We start from the raw sequence: 21,331 nt of genomic DNA, 5'->3' as shown, positions 1-21,331 counted from the left end.
CGGGGGATTGTGTCCCACACAGGGCCGCAACGACTGTCCATCCACCCGACCGGAATACAGCCCAACCATGTCTGACTGCGCCCCGACCATCATGTGGTTTCGCGACGACCTGCGCCTTGCGGACAATTCCGCCCTGTGTGACGCCACGTCACGGGGGCCGGTCGTGTGCCTGTATGTCCATGATCCGGCATTCCCACTGGGTGGGGCCGAAAAATGGTGGCTGCATGGCGCGCTGTCGGCGCTGGACCACGATCTGCGCGCGCAGGGTGGCCAGTTATGCATCATGGCGGGGGATACACACGAAAGCGTATCATGGCTGGTTGGGCAGGTCAGTGCGCGGGCAGTGGTGTGGAACCGGCGTTATGGTCCCCATGGCCGGCAGGTGGACGCGGAGATCAAGGCGACGCTGAAGGCACGCGGCATTGATGCGTGCAGCCACCCCGGCAACATGCTGCATGAACCGTGGCAGGTCCGGACCAGACAGGGTACGCCCTTTCGCGTATTCACGCCATGGTGGCGCGCGATGCAGGCCAAGGGGCCGCCCCTGCCGCCCCTGCCCGCCCCCGACCGGCCTGCTTTTGCCGTGGTCCCATCTGTCGTCAGGGACCGTCTGGTAACGCCTGGGGATCTGGGTCTGCTGCCGGTGCGGCCGGACTGGGCGCAGGGATTGCGTGCGCAATGGCAACCGGGTGAAGGGGCAGCCCATGCCCGGCTGGATGCCTTCATTGCGGAACAGGTCCATGGCTATTCCACCCAGCGCGAACTGCCCGCGCAACCTGCCACGTCGGGACTGTCGCCCTCCCTGCGCTTTGGTCATGTCTCTTCCCGGCAGATCTGGCATGCGGTGGATGCTACGGGGCAGGGAGATCAGGATATCGCCTGTTTCCTCAGTGAGGTGGGATGGCGTGATTTCGCGCATGCGACCCTGTTTGACTTTCCCGATTTGGGCACCCGTAACCTGCGCCCTGAATACGACGCCATGCCGTGGCGGCACGATCCGGCAGCCCTGCGGGCGTGGCAGATGGGGAAAACCGGCTATCCCATCATTGATGCGGGTATGCGTGAGTTATGGCACACGGGCTGGATGCATAATCGCGTACGGATGGTCGTGGCGTCGTTCCTGACCAAGCACCTGCTGCTTGACTGGCGTGTGGGTGCGGCGTGGTTTGCCGATACGCTGGTGGATGCAGATGCCGCCAGCAACCCGTTCAACTGGCAATGGGTTGCAGGCTGCGGGCTGGATGCCGCCCCCTATTTCCGGATATTCAATCCTGTCTCGCAGGGGGAGAAATTCGATCCTGCAGGCGAATATGTGCGTCAGTGGCTGCCAGAAATCGCCCATCTGTCTGATAAACACATCCATGCCCCATGGAAGGCCGGATCATCCGCCCCCCGTGGGTATCCCGCGCCCATCGTCGATCTTGCCGGCGCGCGCGCGCGCGCGCTTGCCGCATGGAAAACCCTATAATATCTGGTGGATGCCATGCACGTTCGGGTTATTCAGGAATTTCAGTATCGAATGTGCAAGTTTACGAACTGTTATAATATAGTAAAAATCATATAAATTAAATACAATATGAAACATATCGGACATTTTTAAAGGACATTTTTAAAGGACATTTTATGTTATATTCTTGAGATCGATATAAAATTTTTAATTCTGAGTTTTTTATAAAACATATTTGGAAAATCTTATTCAGCATCTTTCCTGCAGGGGGGCATGCGGATGTAACAGGGGATGGCACGACATGGGCAGGCAATATGGTTCTGCAACGGCTGTTTCATACAGCCAGGGGCAGATAACCTTTGGCGCGGGTCATTTTGACATGGCCATGATCCGGCTGGCCCTGGCCCGGTCCCGTCGGGAAAGCAGCCAGCCGTACCCTGCCCACCTGCAATCCATCCTTGCCTGTCGCGGTGCGTGGCTGAGTCTGAATTTGTCTGAACTGCATGAATGGAACCAGGGGCTTTTTGGTCTTGATGGCGGGACGATCGTCATCAACCATTCCATTTCGGATACCGTCACCATCCTGCCGGTTGAAATACGGCCTGGCGGCGGCAGCCTGATATTCAGTGATGCGGAAAAAACGGGGGGAACCCTGCTGATCCACCTGACGCGTGCGCACAAATCCCATGCCTGTGTGCAACTGGTATTTCAGAACTGTACCCGGCAGTTTGCCTGCTATGATCCCATGACAGACATGACCCTTGTCGGGCTGGTGCCGGATGGTGAAAAACCCGATGGCTGGATAGCTGTGCGCCTGAATGGCAACCCGTGGCAGATTGCCCATTCGGACGCATATGAAGGCACGCGCGCGCCCGGCCTGAAACGTGAATGGCAGGCGGGTGAACACGATACGGTCATCCTGCGCCTGCCTGCCTGACCGCGGGGCGGGAACGAATCACGAAAAAGCGAAGACTCTGCATTTTCATGCCCTGAGTCCCAAAAAATCAACAGACTTATCCACAGGCCTTCGATGCAAATTCAGGCTTGCGAATCTGGATTCGTGTTGCGGTAAAGAGACAATAAATGGCTATTTTCCGCCATGAGAACGATTCCCCCGCTTTCTTTTCCGGCCACTTTATGCAAGTGGCTGCGGGAATCGGAACAGTTCAGGTCAAAAAAATCCACACCTGACCAGTCTGTTTATGCGCTCCGCCATCAGGCGTCCCTGTCATGTTCCATATGGGGGTAGGCTGCACAGTACAGATCAAACTGGCCCTGAATTTCGGTAGGAAAACTTTCACTGCATACCATGTCGAAACGGGCATGCAGCGATCGCCGGATCCAGACCTCGAACGGTGTGGAACGGCGGCGTTCATACGGCTGTCCGGTTTCATATCGTTCTGACATGGAGTGCCTCCCTGTCCGCCCATGGTGTCATGCGGGGGAAACGGTCTGGGTGGCACGACAGTTGCCATGCATTTCCGTCCCCCCACATGACTCATGTGTAACCGTTCAGGCCGCCATGTGATCCAGTAATGGGATGCCGGTCGTCCGTGACATGTGCTGGCAATACGCCCGGACTGGCGCAGGCCAGTCGAGTCCGGCGACGATTGTCAGGCTGCGCAGGTGGGCAAACAGGTGGATATCATCGGTGGATAACGTGGCGTTGACCGCATCGGGGCGCTGGATCAGGCCAGCCAGACGGACAAGGCTGGCATTCATGCTGGCCCGCAGGTCAGCACTTTCAGCCAGACATGTGCCGAAGGGACCGAGCATGGCTTCCTTGTTTTCGATAAAATACAGCCGTGCGCCGGTCGTTGCGAATTCTGCAAAGGGAGCAGCCGCAAACCGGGGCAGCGCCAGACGGATGAAGGCCTGCTGCCCGTCACGTATCCACTGGCCTATTTCCGGGCGTGTTGGCCCGGTCAGCAGGGGATGGCCATCCATGGCGTCGACATGGGCGACGATATCCATGCTTTCGCCCATGAAATGCCCGTCCGTTTCCAGTATGGGCACCATCTTGCGCCCGATCATCCGGGTTGGCGTGGCCACGTCGTCATTAAGCAGCACCACGTCCGTGACCGGCAGATGCTTGAGTCCGAAAATGATCCGGGCTTTCACGCAGAACGGGCAATGATCGTAGATATAAAGTTTCATGTGAATTTTCAGGAACGGTGCAGTGATGCAATCTTGCGATCGGTCTTGTACTGGCTCAGCGCATAAACTGACCAGATTGCGGCTGGAATCCACCCGATCACGGTTATCTGCAGGACAAGGCAGATGATGCCGGCAAAGGGGCGGCCAATCGTAAAGAACTGCAGCCACGGTAGCAGGAGGGCAAGGATAAGCCGCATGATTGATCTCCACAGACATGCCCGGCTGGGCGGAACAGATCATAACCTAGCGTGAATCGTCGTTTGGCACAGCCCGGATACCGGTTTGTGCAGCACTATGAAATACGTGCCTTGGGGCTGGTCCGCGCAGCTTCGCCGCATGGATCCTGCACGCCCGGGCCGTCACAGCCATAAAACGGCGCTTTCCCGCCCCGGGTTGCGTCTTTTTCCACCAGTGGGTACGGGCGTATCGGGATGCGGTATGCCCTTTCTTTTGGAACGGGTTCGCGATAAAAACACTTCGATGGAAAACGCGTCGGATACACAATCGGCACCCGGTGGGCGTCGGAATTTCCTTGGGCTTGTCACTGCCGCCACGGCTGCCGCCGGTGCGGGCGCATGCCTGTGGCCCTTCCTGCAAAGCCTTGCCCCGCGCGACAGTGCGGCGGCACACCTGCCGGTTGACGTGGATATATCGGCCCTGCCGCCGGGACAGCAGATTGTCGTGACATGGCAGGGCAAGCCGGTCTTCATTACCCACCGCACGCCCGAATCCCTCGCGGCCCTGCAGGACGCCGCCCTGACCGGGCGGCTGCGTGACGGGCAGTCCAATGACCAGCAGCAGCCGCCCTATGCAAAGAACTGGCACCGTTCGCTGGATCCGCGCTTTGGCGTGGTGGTGGGTATCTGCACCCATCTGGGCTGCGTGCCTGCTTACAGACCCCTGCCCGAAGGGCAGGGGGGCGGCAACTGGCCGGGTGGATATGCGTGTCCCTGTCATGGATCGAAATTCGATCTGGCCGGCCGTGTGTTCCGTGGCGCGCCCGCCCCATATAATCTGCCGGTCCCGCCATACAGCATGCCGTCGCCCACCGTTATCCGGCTGGGTGAAAATCCGGCGGGACAGGATTTCGATTTCGCCGGTATCCAGCAGCTCTGAACCGGTGATCTAGCGTACGGGTTTCAGGTGCAGGTCCATGGTATAGATCGCAACCGGCAGCCGCAGGCGCGAGACGCCATCGGGCTGGAATGTCGCGGTCCGGTCCAGCTGCACGGCGGGTATCCACAACACACCATGGCTGTCTATCCACATGGCGTCAGCCCAGATCAGCCGCCTGTCATGGATCAGTGTGCCGGTCTTTCCCTGTGGTGTAATGCGCAGGATACTTAACCTGTTCACATCCGACACATACAGGTTGCCATCTCCGTCAATGGCGGTGCCCCCCGTTGTTGGCGTGTCATGGAACAGCGTCACGGCATGGGACAGATCGGCAGCCGACAGGTCCGGGTTTTCCAGTGCCGCCGTGGGCACCACCCACATCGGACCGGAACTGGGCTGGTAATAGAGTTTCCGCCCGTCAGGGGAGACTTCCAGCTGGTCGGCATGGATTCGCACCTGCTGACCATGGGCTACCAGCATGTGGCCTTCGGCATACATCGGGCGCTCATCCGTGGTTGAACGGTCATGCGCCAGCACACGTCGCTGCGCCCCGGTGGACAGGTTGACCACCACCAGCGCCGGATCTCCCGCGTCGGTCACAAAAACCGTATCCCCGTGGAAGCGGATGTCATCCATATAGCTGTGCGGCGTGCTGGTTGCCCGGAGCGAGATGGCATGCATCACGCGGCCGGTCGTTATGTCAAACGCCAGCAGGCGCGCCGGTGCGCCATTGTGGGGGCTTGGCGGCCCACCCACGTTTGCGTCCCCTGAATCCACAATCCATAACAGTCCGTCCGGGCCAATGCGCAGGGCGTTGACGCGCACGAAGGGCCGCAGGTCGTCCGTTGTCCCGTCGGGATGGTTCCAGCGTACGTCGGGGAAGGCATGGGGCTGGCCGTTCGCATCGATTTCAGCAACGGTAGGGCCGCTGCCACCCCCGCCCCAATAGGGGAAGGAGACGAAGGTGCGCCCGTTATCGGCAACCGCCACGGCGTTCAGGACACGGTTGGATGTCCATTGCACATGCAGTTTTTCATGTGCCCATGCCGGATCGTGCCATGTAATGGACGCCGCGATGGCCAGAAAAAGTGACAGGAACACGCCCCGCAGGCGCTTACCGGTGGTCTGCATGCTCCCAGCATATCATTACGTGGGGTAATCAGTCATCACGGCTATGTGTCGACAGGATCCCACATGCCATGGGCGGCATGTGGGACAGGCATTCAGGCTGCCGGGGCGGGGGCTGCCATCTGGCCCAGTGCGGCGCGCAGCTTGTTCTCGTTTTCCGGGGAAAGCGATGTCTGCAGCACGCGGGCATGGCCCTTGAACTCACGCAGGTCGGCCAGAACCTTGTCGGGCTGGGACTTGCGCACCAGAACGAACAGCGCCGACGTGTTGGCCGGGATGGTAGCGCCCAGCGACTTGATGAAATTGTCGTCAATGCCGTAGTCGGACATCTTGCCCGCAATCGCGCCCGCACCGGCACCCACGATGCTGCCTGCGACAAAACCCGCCAGCGGATTCAGGCACAGCAGGCCAACCAGCGCGCCCCAGAACCCGCCCGAGAACAGGCCGTATGATGCACCGACCTTTTCCAGGTTGACGCTCTGCTGCAGGTGCAGCTTGCCATCAGCGGTGCGGACGACAACAACCGCATCCTCCAGATCCAGCAGGTATTCCTTTTCCAGTTTCTTGCATTCGGTCAGGGCAGCCGTGGCTTCGTCCTGGCTGTCAAAACCGATAACGATCAGATCGGACATGGGGTACTCCGTTTCATATATCCGCCACCGGCCCGTAGTGGCGGATGGTTGTCGTGATATTACATGGATATACCCTTCATGCCGTGGCGGTTTTTGGGCATGGATGCCCCCGAGGGGGTGCAGGTCTGACACGGTTGCGGCAGCCGGGTGCCCACCCCATCTGTCATGATGCGTGCCATCACGGACAGGATGGCGAACCGTAACCCTGTTCCATGTATTGCAAAGGAAAGGGAAACCGATGTCCCGTTTCATGAATGATGATGACCGTCCCGATCATGCCGGCGAAGGCAAGCACGGCACCGCGCGCAGGCTGGCGGAAGCCGGACTGAAGGCCGAGCGTGCGGGCGATCAGGCTCGTGCCGATGAACTGTTTGACGAAGCCGAGCGGACTGACCCGGAAGCACTGGAAAATGTGCTGATGGAAAATCCCGCCCCCCGTCGTCGCGTATCAGGGCGCGGATTTGGTGATGACGCTGCTGTCGCACGCATGAGCCGCACTGTGGAACCCGATACGGACGCCCCGTCGCGTGCCGGGATTACGGATGAGGGAAGTGGTGCTGATTCCGAACGGCGGTAAGGAATTATTTAAATCCAATAAAAATTTCTGGATGTCGCCTTTGTTTAAAAAGGCGGCGTTCTTCTATGCTTTTTTTACAAAGCTTCAGCAAAAAACTTTGGGGATTTTACAGCGATGGTCCCCACATGCCGACGACGAATATGATCGCGCCCAGTGCCAGCATGGCAATATGGAACATGACCTGTCCCGGCATGGAATCGGGGCTTATGTGCAGGCCATGGAAGAACTGGACCACCACCAGCGTCAGGCCGACGACACACAGGCCGATGCGTACGGGACTGACCGTGGTGGGCCATATCTGGTTTCTGCGGTTCATTGTTGCGTGCCTCCGGGCTTTGACGCCACCATGCCATAAAACCCGGCGGCGCAGAAGCTGCACCTGTCCTGCAACAGGATTTGCCAGCCCCCGTACCCATGCTATGCGCATGGTAGGGTCGTGGGTTGCGGCCGACAGGTGAACTGACAGGAAACAGATGCGTCTTGACCGTTGTGCCATGGCCGGTGGCGTTGCCGCCTGTGCCATGATGACCCTGCTGGCGACGGTATCCGTGGGTGCCCATGCGCATCCTCATCATCATGGAACAGGTGCCGTGCACCATGCGGCGCAGGCGGCTGTCCCTGCGGGTCCACCCCTGCCTGATGGACAGATTTTCCTGCCCCCGCCACCTGGCCCGGACACGGCGCAGCGCGCGGCAGATGCCAGCATTTTTGCCGCGACCCGCGTGCTGGAGGGCACGCCCCGGTGGAAACTGGCGCAGGCGGATAACCGTGACACGCCCGCCCATATGGTTTCGGCCTTTTCCTGTGCCGCCGGTTTTACCCTGCCGCCCGATCGCCTGCCTGAACTGGTGGGGCTGGTTACACGGATCGAACAGCGCCTGACGCCTGCGGTCCACGCCCAGAAAATGCTGTGGAACCGACCTCGCCCCTTTACCGAAGCAGAACTGCCGACCTGCATTCCGCTACGGGCCAGCCTGAGACAGGACCCGTCCTATCCTTCGCTCCATGCCACGCTGGGTTGGGTGACGGGGCTGATTCTGGCTGACATCCTGCCTGACCGGACGGCATGGATCATGCAACGTGCCCGGGTATTCGGGGAAAGTCGGGTGGTGTGTGGCGTGCAGTGGCAAAGCGATGTGACGGCCGCGTGGCTGAATGGCGGCGTGCTGTATTCCGTCATGGAACAGGATGAAGGCTTCCGTCAGGAAATGGATGCGGCCCGCGCGGAAGTGGTTGCCCTGCATCCGACCATGGCCGCGCCACCTGCGGATGAATGTGCGGTCGAAGCGGACGCTGCTGCCCATCCACCGCAGTAATGGACTGATGAAGAATAATAAAAGTTTGGGGCTGGCATAGGTAAGCATTGTTGCGACGGTTCACGTGGGCAGTTTAGCCCATTGAGTGAGGATTTTCAGGAGTTTTGCAGGTGAGCGGATGTTGAAGCGCCACTCACACTCGGCCAGGAAGAGATGGAAATCTTTACGTGGTATTCCATTGTATCGCCGCAGATGCCGCTTCGCCTGGCTCCAGAAATTCTCGATGCCGTTGATATGGTTTCTGCCCATGGCAGGATGCCTGCTGTGATCAAGACGTTCGTGATGGAATTCCGAGACATCCAGCCTGTCGTAAGCGTGCCAGGAATCGCTGTAAACGATTGAATCCGGATGCACTTTCTTTCGAATGATCGACATCAGCGTCTGATGTCCGGCATTGGGGATCATGACGGCATGGACACGGCCACTTTTCCGGCAGCGCCCCGGCCTCGTTTTCCTTTGCAATGCCCACCGAAATAGCTCTCATCGACTTCGATTTCACCCGAAACCGGCGCCTCATGAGCAATCTGTTCCGCGATGACCTCTCGTAATTTCCGGTAATACAGGGTCGCTGTATTACGATTGACGCCTGCAGGTTTGGCGGCGCTCCGGGCAGGCTTGCCCACAACGAAGTGCTCCAGAAGGCGTTTTTTTGGGTGCTGACAGGCAGTCGGCTGCGACGACGTGCTTTCATAGACATATCAAGCCTTTATTGGCTTACCTATGCCAGACCCAAGCTTTTATATCCGATGGATCAGGACAGGAACCCGATACGGCGGTTCCCGTCCCGTCCCGCCGTTTCCGCCTTCAGGCGTTCCAGCAGTTCATCGGGCGTCGGGTCTTCATCCAGCAGGCGTGCACGACGCAGTACCAGCGCAAAATCGGATGGAACCAGCGTATGGAGATGGCGCAGCCCCGCAGGCACGTCTTTTCCGAAGAAGCGGCTGAAGGCATGGGCTGCCTGCTGCGCCGTAAGATAGCCAAAGCGGGCGCGGAACAGGAACCGCCGCATGCTGGCCGGGTCCAGCTTTTCCACAAGGTTGGTGGTGCAGGCAAACGGCAGGGGATGGTGCTCCATCCATGTCAGCATTTCATTGACCTGACTGATTTCCCATGACCGTTCTGCCGAACGGCGGTCACCCAGCAGGCTGTCGGCCTCGTCAATAATCAGGAAGGCCCCGCTGTCGCAGGCTTCGGCAAAGGCGGCGGCGATCTGCTGCTCGCTCTGGCCCACATATTTGTCCAGCAGGTCGGAGGCGCGTTTCTGCAGCACCGGCATCTCCATCTGCTCCGCCAGGTGGCGGGCATACGCACTTTTGCCCGAACCTGGCGGACCGGACAGCAGAAGCGAGACCGCGCGCGGCGCGCCAGGACGCGCCAGCCGCGTGGTCAGGGCCTGCAGGTCGCAATCCGCGTTGATCAGGGTCGAATCGTAATCCGTGACATCCGGCTGTGACGGCATGGGCATCTGGCCGCCTGCTGCAGCCCGGGCAATGCCGGTCGCGATCATACTGGCCATGGCTGAATCGCCCCCCGCCAGATGGGTGGAACGCAGCGCATTGCGGAAAATGGCTGGTGCCGCAGGAATGGCGCGGGCAAGGTCGGCGGCGTCCGTGGGGGCAAGGGCGACCTTTTCTTCGCGCGCCATGTCCTGCCACAGCCGCGTACGCACGCCGATACCGGGCTGGCGGACCTCGATGCACAGCGCCATGCGCCGTGCGATCGCGGGACCAAGGGTATCAAGGTCGTTGGCCGTCCATATGACCGGCGTGCCGCCCTGTTCCAGCAGCCGGTGAAAGAAGACGCGGCTGTAGGATTGTGGCGGGTCGAACAGGCTGGCGGTGAACAGGTCCTCCGCCTCGTCAAACAGCAGGATGGATTCCGTGTTGCGCAGCAGCCGCGTGCTGCACCGCAGGTCGGCCAGACGTTCATGGCGGGATGGTTCATCCCCTGCGCTATCGGCCTCGCCCACGGGATACAGGGTCGCACCGATATGCCGTGCAAGGGTTGCGGCAAATTCGGTCTTGCCTGTGCCCGGCGGGCCATACAGCAGGATATTGATGCCGGCCGCATGCTGTTCGACCGCAGCCTTCAGCAGCCTGGCCGCGATTTCTGCCTGCTGGCCCAGATGGGCGAAGGCATCCCACGGCAGGGTCGCGTCCCGAGGCTGGCCCAGCAGCAGGGAGCGGATGTCGCCCACCACGCTGGCACGACGGTTCATCAGCGCCATGAGACGGGGCAGCAGGGTAATGTCGCCGTCCTCGTCCACGGTCATGAGACCGCTCATGCGCAACTGTCCATCGGGGGCGAGTGCGGTGGCGATCGCGTCCTCCTCCTGCCCCAGCAGCAGGTGGAGCAGGGGAATGTCCTCGCACAGGAATGGCCCGCGTGAACGGTTTTCACACAGGTCGTCCCATAACTGTTCGAAATGGCCGTTCAGGCGGTAGCACATGGCCAGGCCAAGGACCTCGCTGGCGACCCGGCCCAGTCCGGTGGCCTGGCTCAGTTCCTCCAGCCACGCATCCACGTAACCCCGATCGCCCGCATGCTGCGCGCGTGCTTCCTCCAGCGCGTGGCCAAGACGCTTCCACTCCGTGGCGGTGGGCGGATTTTCCCCGTCATGGCGGGGGGCGGCGGGCAGTTCCTTGTCATGCAGGCCAAGATCGGGCTGGGCCTGCACCACGCAGCGCACCAGTGCACCCGCGTCGCGCGATCCACGATGGATCGAACCATGCAGTACGCACAGCATTTCCAGCAGACGGCGTGTCTCGCCCCGCACGCGTGGCGAGCGGGCCTGTACCGTCCTGCGGCGTGTTGCCGGTCGTCTGCTTTTGGCTAGCGCCATATATCGGGTCTCCTGCTACTCCTGTCTGAATATAGGTATTGCAGGGGCAGATGTCGTGGGGGGAGGAAGATGTTTTCTCTCCCCCCTGTCACATCAGTGACCGCCCGACAGGGCAAACCCGGTTTCAACCTGATCCAGCATGGCTTCAAGTTCAGCATGGCGCAGCGGATCGGTACCGGTGGCGATATGACCACGGGCACGTTTTTTCAGGCTGCCGGCGATTCGGGGGCTGACGGCCCGGTCGGTCCCGTGGCGCAGCATGTCGGCAATGCTGACCCCACGTGCATGCGCTGTCTGCACGACCGAAAATGCCATGTGGTTGACGATGTTCTCGAACTCGAACCGGCCAAAGCGTGAATGGCAGCGACTCAGCTGGTCCAGCGCCGTGGCGTAGCGTTCCACCGGGTCGGCCTGTGTCGCGGTGCGGAAATGCTGGGTGTGGTAGCGCGAGGCCTGTATGTGTTCCTCCCGTGCCAGATCCCATTCCCCGATGGCGGTGCATTCCGTTTCGATCAGACAATGCAGGGCACGGGCATTCAGGCAGGACGCGACAAAATCCGCATGGGTAATGTCGTTCCATTCCAGCTTCTGCCCCGCGCGCTGCATGGCGAAGCGGAAGCCACGGTGTCCATCAATGCCATACACGATGGTGGTGTTGCCCCGGCACAGCGGATCGGTCCCGGTCACCATGATATGACCGCTATCGGCACGGTGCATGTAATGTTGCCACGTCATGACATCAAGCAGCGTGTCATCATCCACGAACCTGTCGGTATGGCGGCGCACATGCTTCATGAAGCTGGTGGCCTGCAGGCCGGTCACGGCATGGGGGGAAAAATCGACCTGCCACCAGACGCATGCCCGCATCAGGTGGAACGCAAGCGCATCACGCAGTTCCGCCAGTGCGACATGTTCGGTGGCCAGGCTGTCCACCTGCGCATCACACAGGGCCTTGATGGTCCTGAAGCGGTTGGCAAGCATGTCCAGCTGTCGTGCCACCGGCTGCCATGGGTCAAAATAGCTGACCAGGCTTTCGGGGCGCGAATGCTGCAGATGCCAGGCAGCCGGGGCGGTACGTGGTTCACGCATCGGACGGTCCTTGAAGTATCTGGGGCTGGAAGGATCGGTGTTGGTTAACGGGTCTGCCGTGCCGGGGTTGCCGGCACGATGTGGATCCATGCGCCACGATGGGATGGGGGCGGGTCGCACGGGCTACGGCATTTTCCCGGTTATCGGGATAGGGTGTTATCAAATGGTTCGTTACATGCCATATTGATGTATATAATAAGCATGTTATGTGATAATGCTAATTAATATCACATTAAATCCATGACAGGTTTCCCCACACTGGTCATGAATATGTTTTTTGCCCGTTTTATCAGTAACGCGGCGTGCGGCGGATAAGTTCACGCGTCATGCGGTGGATATCCACGCCCGCCCGTCTGATGACCGAGCGGCTGGTCTGCTTGGCGTCCACCAGCGTCAGGGGGCCGGCGGCGGACAGCGTATGCAGCCCGTCGGTCGCGGGCCGCCATGCAGCCGGTGCACCAAGGGGGGGCAGCGGGTGCGCGGCAAAGTCGCGCGTGGTCAGGCTGGTAATGACCAGCGGGGTGATCGCGCCGCCATAGGTATGGGCACAGTCCTGCGTGGGCAGGATGATCGTGCCGTCATCCATCGCCACGGGGGTTCCGCCGGGGCGTGCGCTGCGTATGTCGCGTCGTACCGGGTTGCCCGGATGCGGGTGCCATGGCCCGGTCAGGCTGTCGGCCCATGCAACATGCAGGGTATCGACGCGTGGGCGTTCAAGTTCATGCCACGGGGTATGGAACAGCCACCATCTCCCGTCATGGAACAGGGGGGAGGCATCGATCATCGGGCCGGGAAAGGCACAGCCTTCCACCTCTTTCCAGCGATAGGGGAAATCGGTCGCGCGGTACAGGCGCTGCGTGCCGCTTTTGCCTGATTCCGGCATCATGAGGAAAGACCCGTCCCGATCGCGCAGGATGACGGGATAGGACAGGTGCCACGGTTCCACCAGCACGGGGGCGTGGGCTGTGATGTTCAGGGCGCGGTCAAGGATGAAGACATCAATGCGCCCGACCTTCACGCGGTAGTCGTAGGCTTCGGCAAACAGGTAAAGCCTGTCCCCGTGCCAGATGCCAAAGGGGTCGGCGATGAAACGGAAGGGGCCGGGATCGGGCAGCCACGTGACCGGAACATCCGCCAGCGTGCCTGCGCGCAGTATGTCGGGCATGGACCGGTGGAGAAGTCCCGTCTGCCATATATCGGTCCGGCCCAGTCCCATTTACGCTGTCTCCATTGCTGTCTGGCGGCTGATTTGCAAACACGGATATGCTGCAATATGCCTGATGCCATCGTAACAGACGGCCAGGTCAGGGGAATAGCAAGCATGGGCAATGGGGAACAGCCCCGGCGTCGGACCATCCGGGATGTGCGCAAGGGGGATGTGCCGGGTGTGTGGCTTACGGCCTATACCGCACCCATGGCCCGCAGGCTTGATCCGCATGTGGATGTGATGCTGGTGGGGGATTCGCTGGGCATGGTGGTTTATGGCATGCCGGATACCCTTGGTGTCAGCATGGACATGATGATCGCCCATGGCGCGGCCGTTGTCCGTGCGTCCCGGCAGGCGCTGGTGGTGGTGGACATGCCGTTCGGGTCGTATCAGCAGTCGCCCGCGCAGGCTTTCGGCAATGCCGCGCGCATCATGGTGGAAACCGGCTGTGGCGCAGTCAAGCTGGAAGGCGGAACGGAAATGGCTGACACCGTGCGCTTCCTGTCCCGGCGCGGCATTCCGGTATGCGGGCATGTGGGGCTGATGCCGCAGGCGGTCAACATGGCAGGCGGTTTCCGCACGCAGGGACGTGATGCGCAGCAGGCGCGCAAGGTGTACGAGGATGCCCGTGCCATTGCGGATGCCGGTGCATTCGCCATCGTGCTGGAAGGCACGGTGGAACCCGTCGCACGCGAAATCACGACGGCTGTGCCCGTCCCCGTCATCGGTATTGGCGCATCGCCCGCCTGTGATGGGCAGGTGCTGGTGGTTGATGACATGCTGGGGGCGTCCGGCGCATTCACGCCACGCTTTGTCCGCCGATATGCCGATGTGGGCAGCGTGATTGATGACGCCGCCGCACGGTATGCGCATGATGTACGGACGCATGGATTTCCGGGGCCGGAAGAATGCTTTGGCGTGCGCGGCACGATCCTGCCGGGATGATGCCCGCCCGCCCGCCCATGCCACCCGCATCCCGTATCGGACTGGGGGAGGTCGTGGCATTCGGTGCGGGCGACATGGGGTTCAATATCATCTGGGGGCTGATGCTCAGCTACCTTGCGTATTTCTATACCGAAATCTGCCTGCTGCCGGTGCAGATGGTGGGATTCATGCTTATGGCCGCGCGCGCGGCCAGTCTGGTGACCGACCCGGTGGTGGGGATATGGATCGATCGCAGGCCCGCAGGGCGTCAGGCCCTGCCGCTGCTGCGTGGCGGGATCGTGCCGTTCATTGTCATGGTGGCGCTGGCCTTCATGCCCCTGCCGCACGGATGGCCGGTGGTCGCGCGGGGGCTGTGCGCCACGATCGGGTACATGGCGCTGTGCGTGGCGTATGGTGTGGTCAATACCGCCTATGGCGCCATGACCAGCCTGATTTCGTCCGACCATGACATGCGCCTGCGCCTTGCCACCAGCCGGATGGTGGGGGCGACGCTGGGCAGCCTGCTGGTCAGCATCACGACACTGCCCATGGTGGACTGGCTGGGCCATGGTGACCGGCAGGCGGGATTTGCCCTGTTCATGGTGGTGGTGGCGTGTGTGGTGGGCGGATTGCTGTGGCTGCCGTCGCGGTTCTGCCGTGAACGGGTCGCGACCGACAGTGGTGATGTGACAGTGCGCACGCGTATTGCCGGGCTGCTGGCCAACCGGGGGTGGCGGCGGCTGACGGGAGCAATGCTGCTGACCATGCTGGGCAGTACCTTCCTGTTTGGCGCACTGGTTTATGACGTGCGCTACGTCCTGCATGACAGCGACCATCTGGCTGGCTGGCTGCTGGGTATCATAAGCCTGATGGTGCTGGTGGGCTGTGGCGTGTCGCTGCCACTGGCGGCGCGGTGGGGCACGGCCCCGGTCATGCGCGCAGGTACGCTGGCGGCGGGATGCGTGCTGCTGGTGGCGTACGCGCTGCCCGTGCGGGTGGAGGTGACTGGTGCGTCATTGGCGCTGTTCGGGCTGTGTGTCGGGATCTGCAATCCGGTCTGCTTTACCCTGCTGGCGCACTGCATGGATGGCGGCGACGGATTTTCAGGCACGCATACGGTGGGACTGGCATGGGCGCTGAACTCCACTGCATCGAAAATGGCGTTTGATGTGGGCGGCAGCCTGCTGGCGGGCGTGCTGGCGGCATCGGGCCTGGTCAGTGGCATGGGCGTGCAGTCAGCGCATGCACAGGTGGGTATCCATGCCGGTTTCCTGCTGGTGCCGGCCCTGCTGTACCTGCTGGCGGGTGGGGTCGTGCTGCGGTATTTCGCCCGTCAGAACCCGGTGGAGGCGGTAAACAGCACCGCAAGCCCGCCGCCAACATAATATTGTGGCCCATCGGCTTTGGTCAGGGTGGGGGTAGCGACACCGGACAGGTAATGCTGGTTGGTGATATTATTGAAATTCATCCGGAATTCAGGGTGCGAGAAGAAAGCATGGTCGTCCATGCGATACCCGATGGCCAGGTTGCCGATGGTATGGTCAGGCATGCGTTCATCATTCATGAAGGTTGAATACTGCCGTCCCGTGTAATGGACGGAAGCCATGCCGAATATGTGCCCGTCATCATAACTCAGCCCGGCCGATGCCTGTAATGTCGGGCTTTCCACCGCCGTTTTTCCCCGCGTCGCCAGCATGCCGCTGCTGGAGGGGATATCACTGTCGATGGTGGCGTGCAGGTATTCCCCCGACAGGTAGGGCGCGAAATGGTGCCAGGGCTTCATGCCGATTTCAACGTCCACCCCGCGTGATGTCTGGCCACCGCCATTGATGGTGGATTCCACCTGCCCGATCTGGGTCTGGATTTCGCGATTGGTGAAATCATAGTTGAACAGCGTCAGGCTGCCGATGATCAGGTCACCGCTGTAACGGTAGCCCAGCTCCTCCGACACGGAATATTCGTTTTTCAGCTGCGTGGCGATGCCGCTGGCGGTCACCCCGCCAAATAGCGCAGTTTCATCGGGCGTGCGGAAATTGGTCGTGGTGTTGAAAAAGACCATGTGCCGGGGACTGATGCGATAGCGGATTGCAATACGCGGCAGCGGGGTTGCGGAGTTGCTGCCCGCCGCCGTCTGCACGTTATCCGATGTGGTGGTGCCGTGGCGGTCCAGCATGACCTCCTTGAACCCTACATCCACCATCAGGCGGTGGTTCAGGAAATGCATCCGGTCACCAATATACAGCGCATTGGTCTGGGAAATCATGTGGTAGCTGCCCGCGTCCACCTGCTGGCCATCGGGCTGCAGCAGGGTGCGGCTGATCCGGTCAACCCATATGTCGGCGGCCGTGCCCTGCGCATTGACCGCAGTGAAGGGCTGGTGCTCGCTGTCATCGGAATAGTCATACCAGTACCCGAACACCAGGTCATGGTTGCCAAGCTGCCAGTCCAGTGTCGCGTTGAAGCCGGAACGGTAGCTGGTCTGGGTCCAGTTCGCGCGCACCACGGCGTTTTCGTCGCAGCTTCCCGTGCTGCTGCACAGGCCGCTATCGTCCATGGTCGTGCCGCTGGGGTCGTTGCCGTAGCTCCACTGCGCATAGGGCGTGACCTTCAGGTGCACGCTGTCCGCCAGCGTGAAGCGTGTGGGTGCGGCCATGTAGGCGATGCGTTCGGGCTGGCGGTACAGCTGCCAGTAATCCGTGCCACCCGCCGCATCATGGGGGTTGTAGGTGGCGGCAAGGTTGTTGGCTGCCCCGTGTGGTCCCTGCGCCTGCCAGTCCGCCTTGTCCACCGGCGGGTAGTAGCTGGCGACCATCGTGTTCCATGTCCCGATCAGGGACACCCGGTTGCCCGTCCCCCATTCGCGCAGGAATTTGAAGTCGATGTGCTGGCGTTCATCATGCCCCGGCCCGCGCCAGTTATCGGTATAACCGTGGGAATAGGACACGAAGCCGCGTATGCCGGTATGTCCGATCTGCCCTGTTTCCAGCCGCAGGAACTGCCGGTTGGTATTGTATGACCCGTACGAGACATCCGCATATCCCCCCGCTTTCATGGAGGGGTCACGGAAGGACATCTCCATCAGGCCCCCTGCGGCATTCAGCACGGGGGAATCAAGATCGGCCGATCCCTGCTGCAGCGATACGCTCTGGTAATTTTCCGTATCCGCGAACTGTCCGGGATAGCCGTTGTAATAGGCGATATCGTTAAGCGGCATCCCCTCCAGAATGTAACCAAGCGAATCCCCGCTCAGCCCCCGTACGGTTATGTTGTTCTGTGGTGAAAATCCCAGCGCGTCAGAGGAAGCGACATTGGCCCCGGGCAGCAGGCTGACCATGTCGAACGCCGTGGCACTGGGCGCCTGCTTGCGCATGAAATCGGTGCCGATGGTGCTGACGGATTTCGGCGCGTCCTCCACCCGGATCAGGCCGCCGCCGGGCTGGGTGCCCACTACGTGCTGGCTGGTCACGGTCATGGTTTCCACCCGGGCGGAGGGCGCGTGGACAGGCGTGGTGGCCGGCGTACTGGTGGCTGGCGTGGCAGGGGACGTATTGTCATTTCCTGCCGCCATGCCCGGCCCCATGCCCAGCATCGTACCCAGCGCGATTGTCAGCATGTGCCGGTAGGAAACGGGGACTGGATCGGATAGGATGGGCGGACGGGGGACACGGGGCATGGGGCATTCCTGAAGAAATCTTTTTATTTCATTATTTTGGGCCATCCCCATGGGGTATGACATCGTCTTGAACAAATCCGGGACGGATATATTATATCCGTGTGGCGTATCGTAAGCCCTGTTATCGGGCATATCCCGTATAATTGTGCGGGCAGGCAGGAAGGTTCGCGGGTGGGACAGGAATCGGCACATATCGTCAGCAGTTACGAGCAGGAACTGGAACAGTTGCGTTCCATGATGGCGCGGATGGGCGGACTGGTTGAACAGCAGACATCGCAGGCTGTCGCCGCCATTGCCGACCGTGATGAAAACGCCGCCGGGGTCGCAGCCGATCTCGACCCGCAGGTCGATAAGCTGGAACGCGATGTGGAGGCGATGGTCATCCGCATCCTCGCCCTGCGCTCCCCCGTGGCGGGCGACCTGCGTGAAGTGGTCTCGGCACTCAAGATCACGGGAGACATGGAACGCATTGGTGACTGTGCTGCTTCCATCGCGCGGCGGTCGCTACGCACGGAACTGGTGACGTCGCGCATATCGCTCAGCGGCCTGCGCGGCATGGGGCGGCTGGTGCAGGATAACCTGCGTCGCGCGATCGACGCCCTGAGCCAGCGCAACGCCGACCTTGCCCGTGAAGTCTGGCAGTCCGATACAGCGGTGGACGAACTTTACAACGCCATGTTCCGCGAACTGGTCACCTACATGATGGAAGACCCGCGTAACATCGGTCCGTGCACGCACCTGTTGTTCATCGCCAAGAACCTTGAACGGATTGGTGACCACGCCACCAATATCGCCGAACGCGTCTATTATACCGCGACGGGTGAGATACTACCGGTTGTCCGCCCCCGTGGCGGGTTTTCAGGACAGGGGGGGTAGCGTCCTTGCTCGAAGATCGCCCGCTGCGCATCCTTGTCGCAGAAGATGACGCCGCGCTTTCCGTCATGCTGTCCTACAACCTTGAAGCAGCAGGCCACCTTGTCATGCCGGTGGATAATGGTCTGGACGCCCTGCGTGAAGTAACCGAATGGAAGCCCGACCTTGTCCTGCTGGACTGGATGATGCCGGGCCTGTCCGGGGTTGACCTGTGCCGCAGGCTGCGCATGGCAACAGTCACACGCTATCTGCCGATCATCATGCTGACCGCACGCGGCGAGGAACAGGATTCCGTCCATGCGCTGGATACCGGGGCTGATGATTATCTGGTCAAACCATGCGGGATGGACGTGCTGCATGCGCGTGTGCGCGCCGTCATGCGGCGCAGCGCGGGGCGGGCGGCGACCCCTGCGGTGGCACAGGCCGAAGACGTACTGACTTTTGCCGACATAACGCTGGACCATGCCGGCCGCCGGGTCAGCCGTGCGGGGACACCGCTTGCCCTTGGTCCTACGGAATACCGTATCCTGCTGCATCTGCTGCGCAATCCGCGCCGGGTATTTTCGCGCGCCGAAATACTGGCCGCCGCGTGGGATGACCGTATCCATGTGGAAGAACGCACGGTGGATGTCCATATTCGCCGGCTGCGTCTTGCACTGAACGCCACAGGTGGGGCGGACCTGATCCGCACCGTGCGTTCCAGTGGTTACATGCTGGATGATGGCAAGGTGGCCTGATCGGCATTTCCGGATAGTATTGAGTAATAAAAGCTTTCTGGGCGCAGCCTTTTCTTAAAAGGCAGTGTTCTTCGAAGCCTTTTGAAAAAAGCTTCACCAGAGACTTTCTTCTTTTATATGCCGCTGCGTTCCAGCTTGGCATAACGTTTCAGCGCCCGTTCGCGCCGCAGGCGTGACAGGCGTTTCAGCCAGAAAATGCCGTTGATCTGGTCGATTTCATGTTGCAGACAGGTGGCCAGCAGGCCATCGGCGTCTTCTTCCCCATCCCCACCGTCGGGGCGCGTATAGCGCACCTTTACCCGTGCGGGACGGGTGACGGGCGCCTGGATGCCGGGCATGGATACGCTGCCCTCTTCCTGTGTGAATGTTTCCGTCGACTGCCAGATGATTTCAGGATTGGCATAGACATGTGGGCCACCCCCATCCGGCAGGTCAATCACCACCAGCCGTTGCGCAATGCCAGCATGACACGCGGTGATGCCGATTCCCGGAGCGGCATGCATGGTCTCCAGCAGGTCGCGTGCCAGTTGTGCATTTTCGGGTGCAGTTGCATCGACAGGTTCCGCCACCTGTTCCAGACAGGGATGGGGAAAGCGGATAATTGGCAGGATGGCCATGCAGGCTGGGTTCCGGTTCGCAGTCAGTACAGGAAGGGACCGTTATCGTCCGCGTTCAGGTTGGTGTAATACGGAATGTAGAAGTTCATGCCGAACGGGCTGTAGGTATGGTCCACACCCGATACGGGACGCAGCGGCTTGACGTCGTGTTCCGCCAGGCAGTCATAAAGGGTCTCGCGCAGGTGTTCCGTTTCCCTGTCCGACTTCTGCGTGCCGTAGAACAGGTCATGCGCATAGGGTTTGCAGGCCTGCGGCGTGTGTTCGTAATATTCAGCGTACCGGTTCTGCCTGTTTTTTTCTATGTCCGCATCCGATATCCACTGGTGGCTGGCGGCGCTGGTGCTCCAGATTTCCTTCCATCCCGTGCGCATGTGCGGCAGGCGGGCAACGGCAATGCCATCCTGCCGCGTGCCATCCTTGTGCACCATGCTGCCGTGGCAGGCCATGACCTGTATGTGGTCATTATAGATGGCGCTCTTGATCGTCCCGCCTTCGAAAGCGACGGCCGGGGATGCATTGGGTGCGCCCTGATTGGCAATGGCCACTACCGCGGATTCAACAGCAGGCTGCCGGCAGTAGTTGACCATGGGGTGGGGGGCGTGCTGCGCGCAGGCGGCCATACCAAGCGGAAGACATAAAGCAACAAGACGGCGCAACGGTTTTTTCCTTTTGCAATGCGGCACGGGACCCAGCCATGTGCCTATGAAGTCAGGCGTATAGAAGGGGCCCGTCCCTCACAACAATGTAAATTTTCAATTCCGCCCTGTGCTTTTGTCTCCTCTTGTCTTTCCTGTGGTGGGGATGCGTGGATTACGGGCCGCGAATGCGAATAACAGCAGTACCATCACCAGCAGGACGGGCGTGATATCCGGTCCGTGGCATGGGGTGGTATCCGCACGGGCCGGAATATACGTACCCATCAGAATGTAAGGCTGCTGTGCAGGCCAAAAATGGCTTCGTTTCCCACCCGTCGGTTGCCGCTCCAGTCGGCCACGC

Annotated in this window: 21 protein-coding genes and 1 pseudogene; 9 read left to right on the top strand and 13 right to left on the bottom strand. The window is 60.8% G+C overall.

Annotation, left to right across the window (positions count from 1 at the left end; genetic code table 11):
• Nucleotides 1–67 precede the first annotated feature (67 nt).
• Nucleotides 68–1,468: a cryptochrome/photolyase family protein gene (locus MSKU9_RS10245; RefSeq protein ID WP_141261359.1), complete on the top strand. Its 1,401-nt coding sequence runs from the start codon at nt 68–70 to the stop codon at nt 1,466–1,468.
• 280 nt (nt 1,469–1,748) lie between these two features.
• Entirely contained in the window at nt 1,749–2,384 is a 636-nt protein-coding gene (locus MSKU9_RS10240; protein ID WP_141261358.1) for a hypothetical protein, read from the top strand.
• Between the two features lie 278 nt (nt 2,385–2,662).
• Here the strand turns inward: MSKU9_RS10240 and MSKU9_RS10235 are convergent, their stop codons facing one another.
• The 3 genes from MSKU9_RS10235 to MSKU9_RS10225 form a co-directional block, all read right to left on the bottom strand.
• A complete protein-coding gene (locus tag MSKU9_RS10235; RefSeq protein WP_141261357.1) occupies nt 2,663–2,854 on the bottom strand; it encodes a hypothetical protein in 192 nt (63 codons plus the stop codon).
• A 105-nt stretch (nt 2,855–2,959) separates the two neighbouring features.
• Complete coding sequence (gene grxB, locus MSKU9_RS10230; RefSeq protein WP_141261356.1) at nt 2,960–3,604, bottom strand: glutaredoxin 2; 645 nt, start codon at nt 3,602–3,604, stop codon at nt 2,960–2,962.
• 8 nt (nt 3,605–3,612) lie between these two features.
• Nucleotides 3,613–3,801 (bottom strand): YqaE/Pmp3 family membrane protein, encoded by a 189-nt coding sequence (locus MSKU9_RS10225; RefSeq protein WP_141261355.1) that lies wholly within the window; start codon nt 3,799–3,801, stop codon nt 3,613–3,615.
• Between the two features lie 283 nt (nt 3,802–4,084).
• On the opposite strand from MSKU9_RS10225, the gene petA reads away from it, so the two are divergent.
• Nucleotides 4,085–4,720 carry a ubiquinol-cytochrome c reductase iron-sulfur subunit gene (gene petA / locus MSKU9_RS10220; protein ID WP_141261354.1) on the top strand — a complete coding sequence of 212 codons (636 nt, stop codon included), beginning with the start codon at nt 4,085–4,087 and terminating at the stop codon, nt 4,718–4,720.
• 9 nt (nt 4,721–4,729) lie between these two features.
• Here the strand turns inward: petA and MSKU9_RS10215 are convergent, their stop codons facing one another.
• Nucleotides 4,730–5,851, bottom strand: coding sequence for an L-dopachrome tautomerase-related protein (locus MSKU9_RS10215; RefSeq protein ID WP_141261353.1), 1,122 nt, complete (start codon nt 5,849–5,851; stop codon nt 4,730–4,732).
• Nucleotides 5,852–5,943: 92 nt separating this feature from the next.
• Nucleotides 5,944–6,480 (bottom strand): DUF1269 domain-containing protein, encoded by a 537-nt coding sequence (locus tag MSKU9_RS10210; protein WP_141261352.1) that lies wholly within the window; start codon nt 6,478–6,480, stop codon nt 5,944–5,946.
• A 238-nt stretch (nt 6,481–6,718) separates the two neighbouring features.
• Between MSKU9_RS10210 and MSKU9_RS10205 the strand changes: the two genes are divergently transcribed.
• Complete coding sequence (locus MSKU9_RS10205) at nt 6,719–7,057, top strand: hypothetical protein (RefSeq protein ID WP_141261351.1); 339 nt, start codon at nt 6,719–6,721, stop codon at nt 7,055–7,057.
• Between the two features lie 106 nt (nt 7,058–7,163).
• On the opposite strand, the gene MSKU9_RS10200 is transcribed toward MSKU9_RS10205, so the two are convergent.
• Complete coding sequence (locus MSKU9_RS10200) at nt 7,164–7,373, bottom strand: hypothetical protein (protein WP_010510628.1); 210 nt, start codon at nt 7,371–7,373, stop codon at nt 7,164–7,166.
• A 157-nt stretch (nt 7,374–7,530) separates the two neighbouring features.
• Between MSKU9_RS10200 and MSKU9_RS10195 the strand changes: the two genes are divergently transcribed.
• The gene (locus MSKU9_RS10195; RefSeq protein WP_193557683.1) at nt 7,531–8,373 is read left to right on the top strand and encodes an acid phosphatase; all 843 of its coding nucleotides are present in this window, start codon (nt 7,531–7,533) and stop codon (nt 8,371–8,373) included.
• Nucleotides 8,374–8,433: 60 nt separating this feature from the next.
• Here the strand turns inward: MSKU9_RS10195 and MSKU9_RS10190 are convergent.
• The 4 genes and pseudogenes from MSKU9_RS10190 to MSKU9_RS10175 all read right to left on the bottom strand — a co-directional run bounded on the left by MSKU9_RS10190 (nt 8,434) and on the right by MSKU9_RS10175 (nt 13,520).
• Nucleotides 8,434–9,064 (bottom strand): annotated as a pseudogene (locus MSKU9_RS10190) (IS1595 family transposase).
• A 60-nt stretch (nt 9,065–9,124) separates the two neighbouring features.
• A complete protein-coding gene (locus MSKU9_RS10185) occupies nt 9,125–11,149 on the bottom strand; it encodes an AAA family ATPase (protein WP_141261375.1) in 2,025 nt (674 codons plus the stop codon).
• A gap of 159 nt (nt 11,150–11,308) precedes the next feature.
• Nucleotides 11,309–12,304 carry a hypothetical protein gene (locus MSKU9_RS10180; protein ID WP_141261350.1) on the bottom strand — a complete coding sequence of 332 codons (996 nt, stop codon included), beginning with the start codon at nt 12,302–12,304 and terminating at the stop codon, nt 11,309–11,311.
• Nucleotides 12,305–12,593: 289 nt separating this feature from the next.
• Entirely contained in the window at nt 12,594–13,520 is a 927-nt protein-coding gene (locus tag MSKU9_RS10175; protein WP_141261349.1) for a glucosamine inositolphosphorylceramide transferase family protein, read from the bottom strand.
• A 105-nt stretch (nt 13,521–13,625) separates the two neighbouring features.
• Between MSKU9_RS10175 and panB the strand changes: the two genes are divergently transcribed.
• Complete coding sequence (panB, locus tag MSKU9_RS10170; RefSeq protein ID WP_141261373.1) at nt 13,626–14,456, top strand: 3-methyl-2-oxobutanoate hydroxymethyltransferase; 831 nt, start codon at nt 13,626–13,628, stop codon at nt 14,454–14,456.
• Nucleotides 14,420–15,820 carry an MFS transporter gene (locus tag MSKU9_RS10165; RefSeq protein ID WP_227002456.1) on the top strand — a complete coding sequence of 467 codons (1,401 nt, stop codon included), beginning with the start codon at nt 14,420–14,422 and terminating at the stop codon, nt 15,818–15,820. Before panB ends, MSKU9_RS10165 begins: the two co-directional genes overlap by 37 nt.
• Here MSKU9_RS10165 and MSKU9_RS10160 read toward each other — a convergent pair.
• Nucleotides 15,769–18,108, bottom strand: a complete 2,340-nt coding sequence (locus MSKU9_RS10160; protein ID WP_141261348.1) for a TonB-dependent receptor — start codon at nt 18,106–18,108, stop codon at nt 15,769–15,771. The two genes, MSKU9_RS10165 and MSKU9_RS10160, sit on opposite strands and share 52 nt — an antisense overlap.
• Before the next feature lie 171 nt (nt 18,109–18,279).
• Here MSKU9_RS10160 and phoU point away from each other — a divergent pair, with 171 nt between their 5' ends.
• Nucleotides 18,280–18,984 carry a phosphate signaling complex protein PhoU gene (gene phoU, locus MSKU9_RS10155; protein ID WP_141261372.1) on the top strand — a complete coding sequence of 235 codons (705 nt, stop codon included), beginning with the start codon at nt 18,280–18,282 and terminating at the stop codon, nt 18,982–18,984.
• A gap of 5 nt (nt 18,985–18,989) precedes the next feature.
• A complete protein-coding gene (locus MSKU9_RS10150; protein WP_141261347.1) occupies nt 18,990–19,718 on the top strand; it encodes a response regulator in 729 nt (242 codons plus the stop codon).
• Between the two features lie 113 nt (nt 19,719–19,831).
• Here the strand turns inward: MSKU9_RS10150 and MSKU9_RS10145 are convergent, their stop codons facing one another.
• Both MSKU9_RS10145 and MSKU9_RS10140 read right to left on the bottom strand, forming a co-directional pair.
• Complete coding sequence (locus MSKU9_RS10145; protein WP_141261346.1) at nt 19,832–20,335, bottom strand: peptide deformylase; 504 nt, start codon at nt 20,333–20,335, stop codon at nt 19,832–19,834.
• Between the two features lie 23 nt (nt 20,336–20,358).
• Complete coding sequence (locus MSKU9_RS10140; RefSeq protein ID WP_227002455.1) at nt 20,359–20,991, bottom strand: hypothetical protein; 633 nt, start codon at nt 20,989–20,991, stop codon at nt 20,359–20,361.
• Nucleotides 20,992–21,331 lie beyond the last annotated feature (340 nt).

Source organism: Komagataeibacter diospyri, from assembly GCF_006538165.1.
Lineage (GTDB): Bacteria > Pseudomonadota > Alphaproteobacteria > Acetobacterales > Acetobacteraceae > Komagataeibacter > Komagataeibacter diospyri.
The sequence above is the reverse complement of the archived record's forward strand: the minus strand, read 5'-3'. Positions and strand labels throughout refer to the sequence as shown.

Excerpts from the sequence above, each read along its gene's own strand:
- MSKU9_RS10245 (WP_141261359.1), top strand. The coding sequence starts at position 68 with ATGTCTGACTGCGCCCCGACCATCATGTGGTTTCGCGACGACCTGCGC.
- MSKU9_RS10240 (WP_141261358.1), top strand. The coding sequence starts at position 1,749 with ATGGGCAGGCAATATGGTTCTGCAACGGCTGTTTCATACAGCCAGGGG.
- MSKU9_RS10235 (WP_141261357.1), bottom strand. The coding sequence starts at position 2,854 with ATGTCAGAACGATATGAAACCGGACAGCCGTATGAACGCCGCCGTTCC.
- grxB (WP_141261356.1), bottom strand. The coding sequence starts at position 3,604 with ATGAAACTTTATATCTACGATCATTGCCCGTTCTGCGTGAAAGCCCGG.
- MSKU9_RS10225 (WP_141261355.1), bottom strand. The coding sequence starts at position 3,801 with ATGCGGCTTATCCTTGCCCTCCTGCTACCGTGGCTGCAGTTCTTTACG.
- petA (WP_141261354.1), top strand. The coding sequence starts at position 4,085 with ATGGAAAACGCGTCGGATACACAATCGGCACCCGGTGGGCGTCGGAAT.
- MSKU9_RS10215 (WP_141261353.1), bottom strand. The coding sequence starts at position 5,851 with ATGCAGACCACCGGTAAGCGCCTGCGGGGCGTGTTCCTGTCACTTTTT.
- MSKU9_RS10210 (WP_141261352.1), bottom strand. The coding sequence starts at position 6,480 with ATGTCCGATCTGATCGTTATCGGTTTTGACAGCCAGGACGAAGCCACG.
- MSKU9_RS10205 (WP_141261351.1), top strand. The coding sequence starts at position 6,719 with ATGTCCCGTTTCATGAATGATGATGACCGTCCCGATCATGCCGGCGAA.
- MSKU9_RS10200 (WP_010510628.1), bottom strand. The coding sequence starts at position 7,373 with ATGAACCGCAGAAACCAGATATGGCCCACCACGGTCAGTCCCGTACGC.
- MSKU9_RS10195 (WP_193557683.1), top strand. The coding sequence starts at position 7,531 with ATGCGTCTTGACCGTTGTGCCATGGCCGGTGGCGTTGCCGCCTGTGCC.
- MSKU9_RS10180 (WP_141261350.1), bottom strand. The coding sequence starts at position 12,304 with ATGCGTGAACCACGTACCGCCCCGGCTGCCTGGCATCTGCAGCATTCG.
- MSKU9_RS10175 (WP_141261349.1), bottom strand. The coding sequence starts at position 13,520 with ATGGGACTGGGCCGGACCGATATATGGCAGACGGGACTTCTCCACCGG.
- panB (WP_141261373.1), top strand. The coding sequence starts at position 13,626 with ATGGGCAATGGGGAACAGCCCCGGCGTCGGACCATCCGGGATGTGCGC.
- MSKU9_RS10165 (WP_227002456.1), top strand. The coding sequence starts at position 14,420 with ATGCTTTGGCGTGCGCGGCACGATCCTGCCGGGATGATGCCCGCCCGC.
- MSKU9_RS10160 (WP_141261348.1), bottom strand. The coding sequence starts at position 18,108 with ATGCCCCGTGTCCCCCGTCCGCCCATCCTATCCGATCCAGTCCCCGTT.
- MSKU9_RS10145 (WP_141261346.1), bottom strand. The coding sequence starts at position 20,335 with ATGGCCATCCTGCCAATTATCCGCTTTCCCCATCCCTGTCTGGAACAG.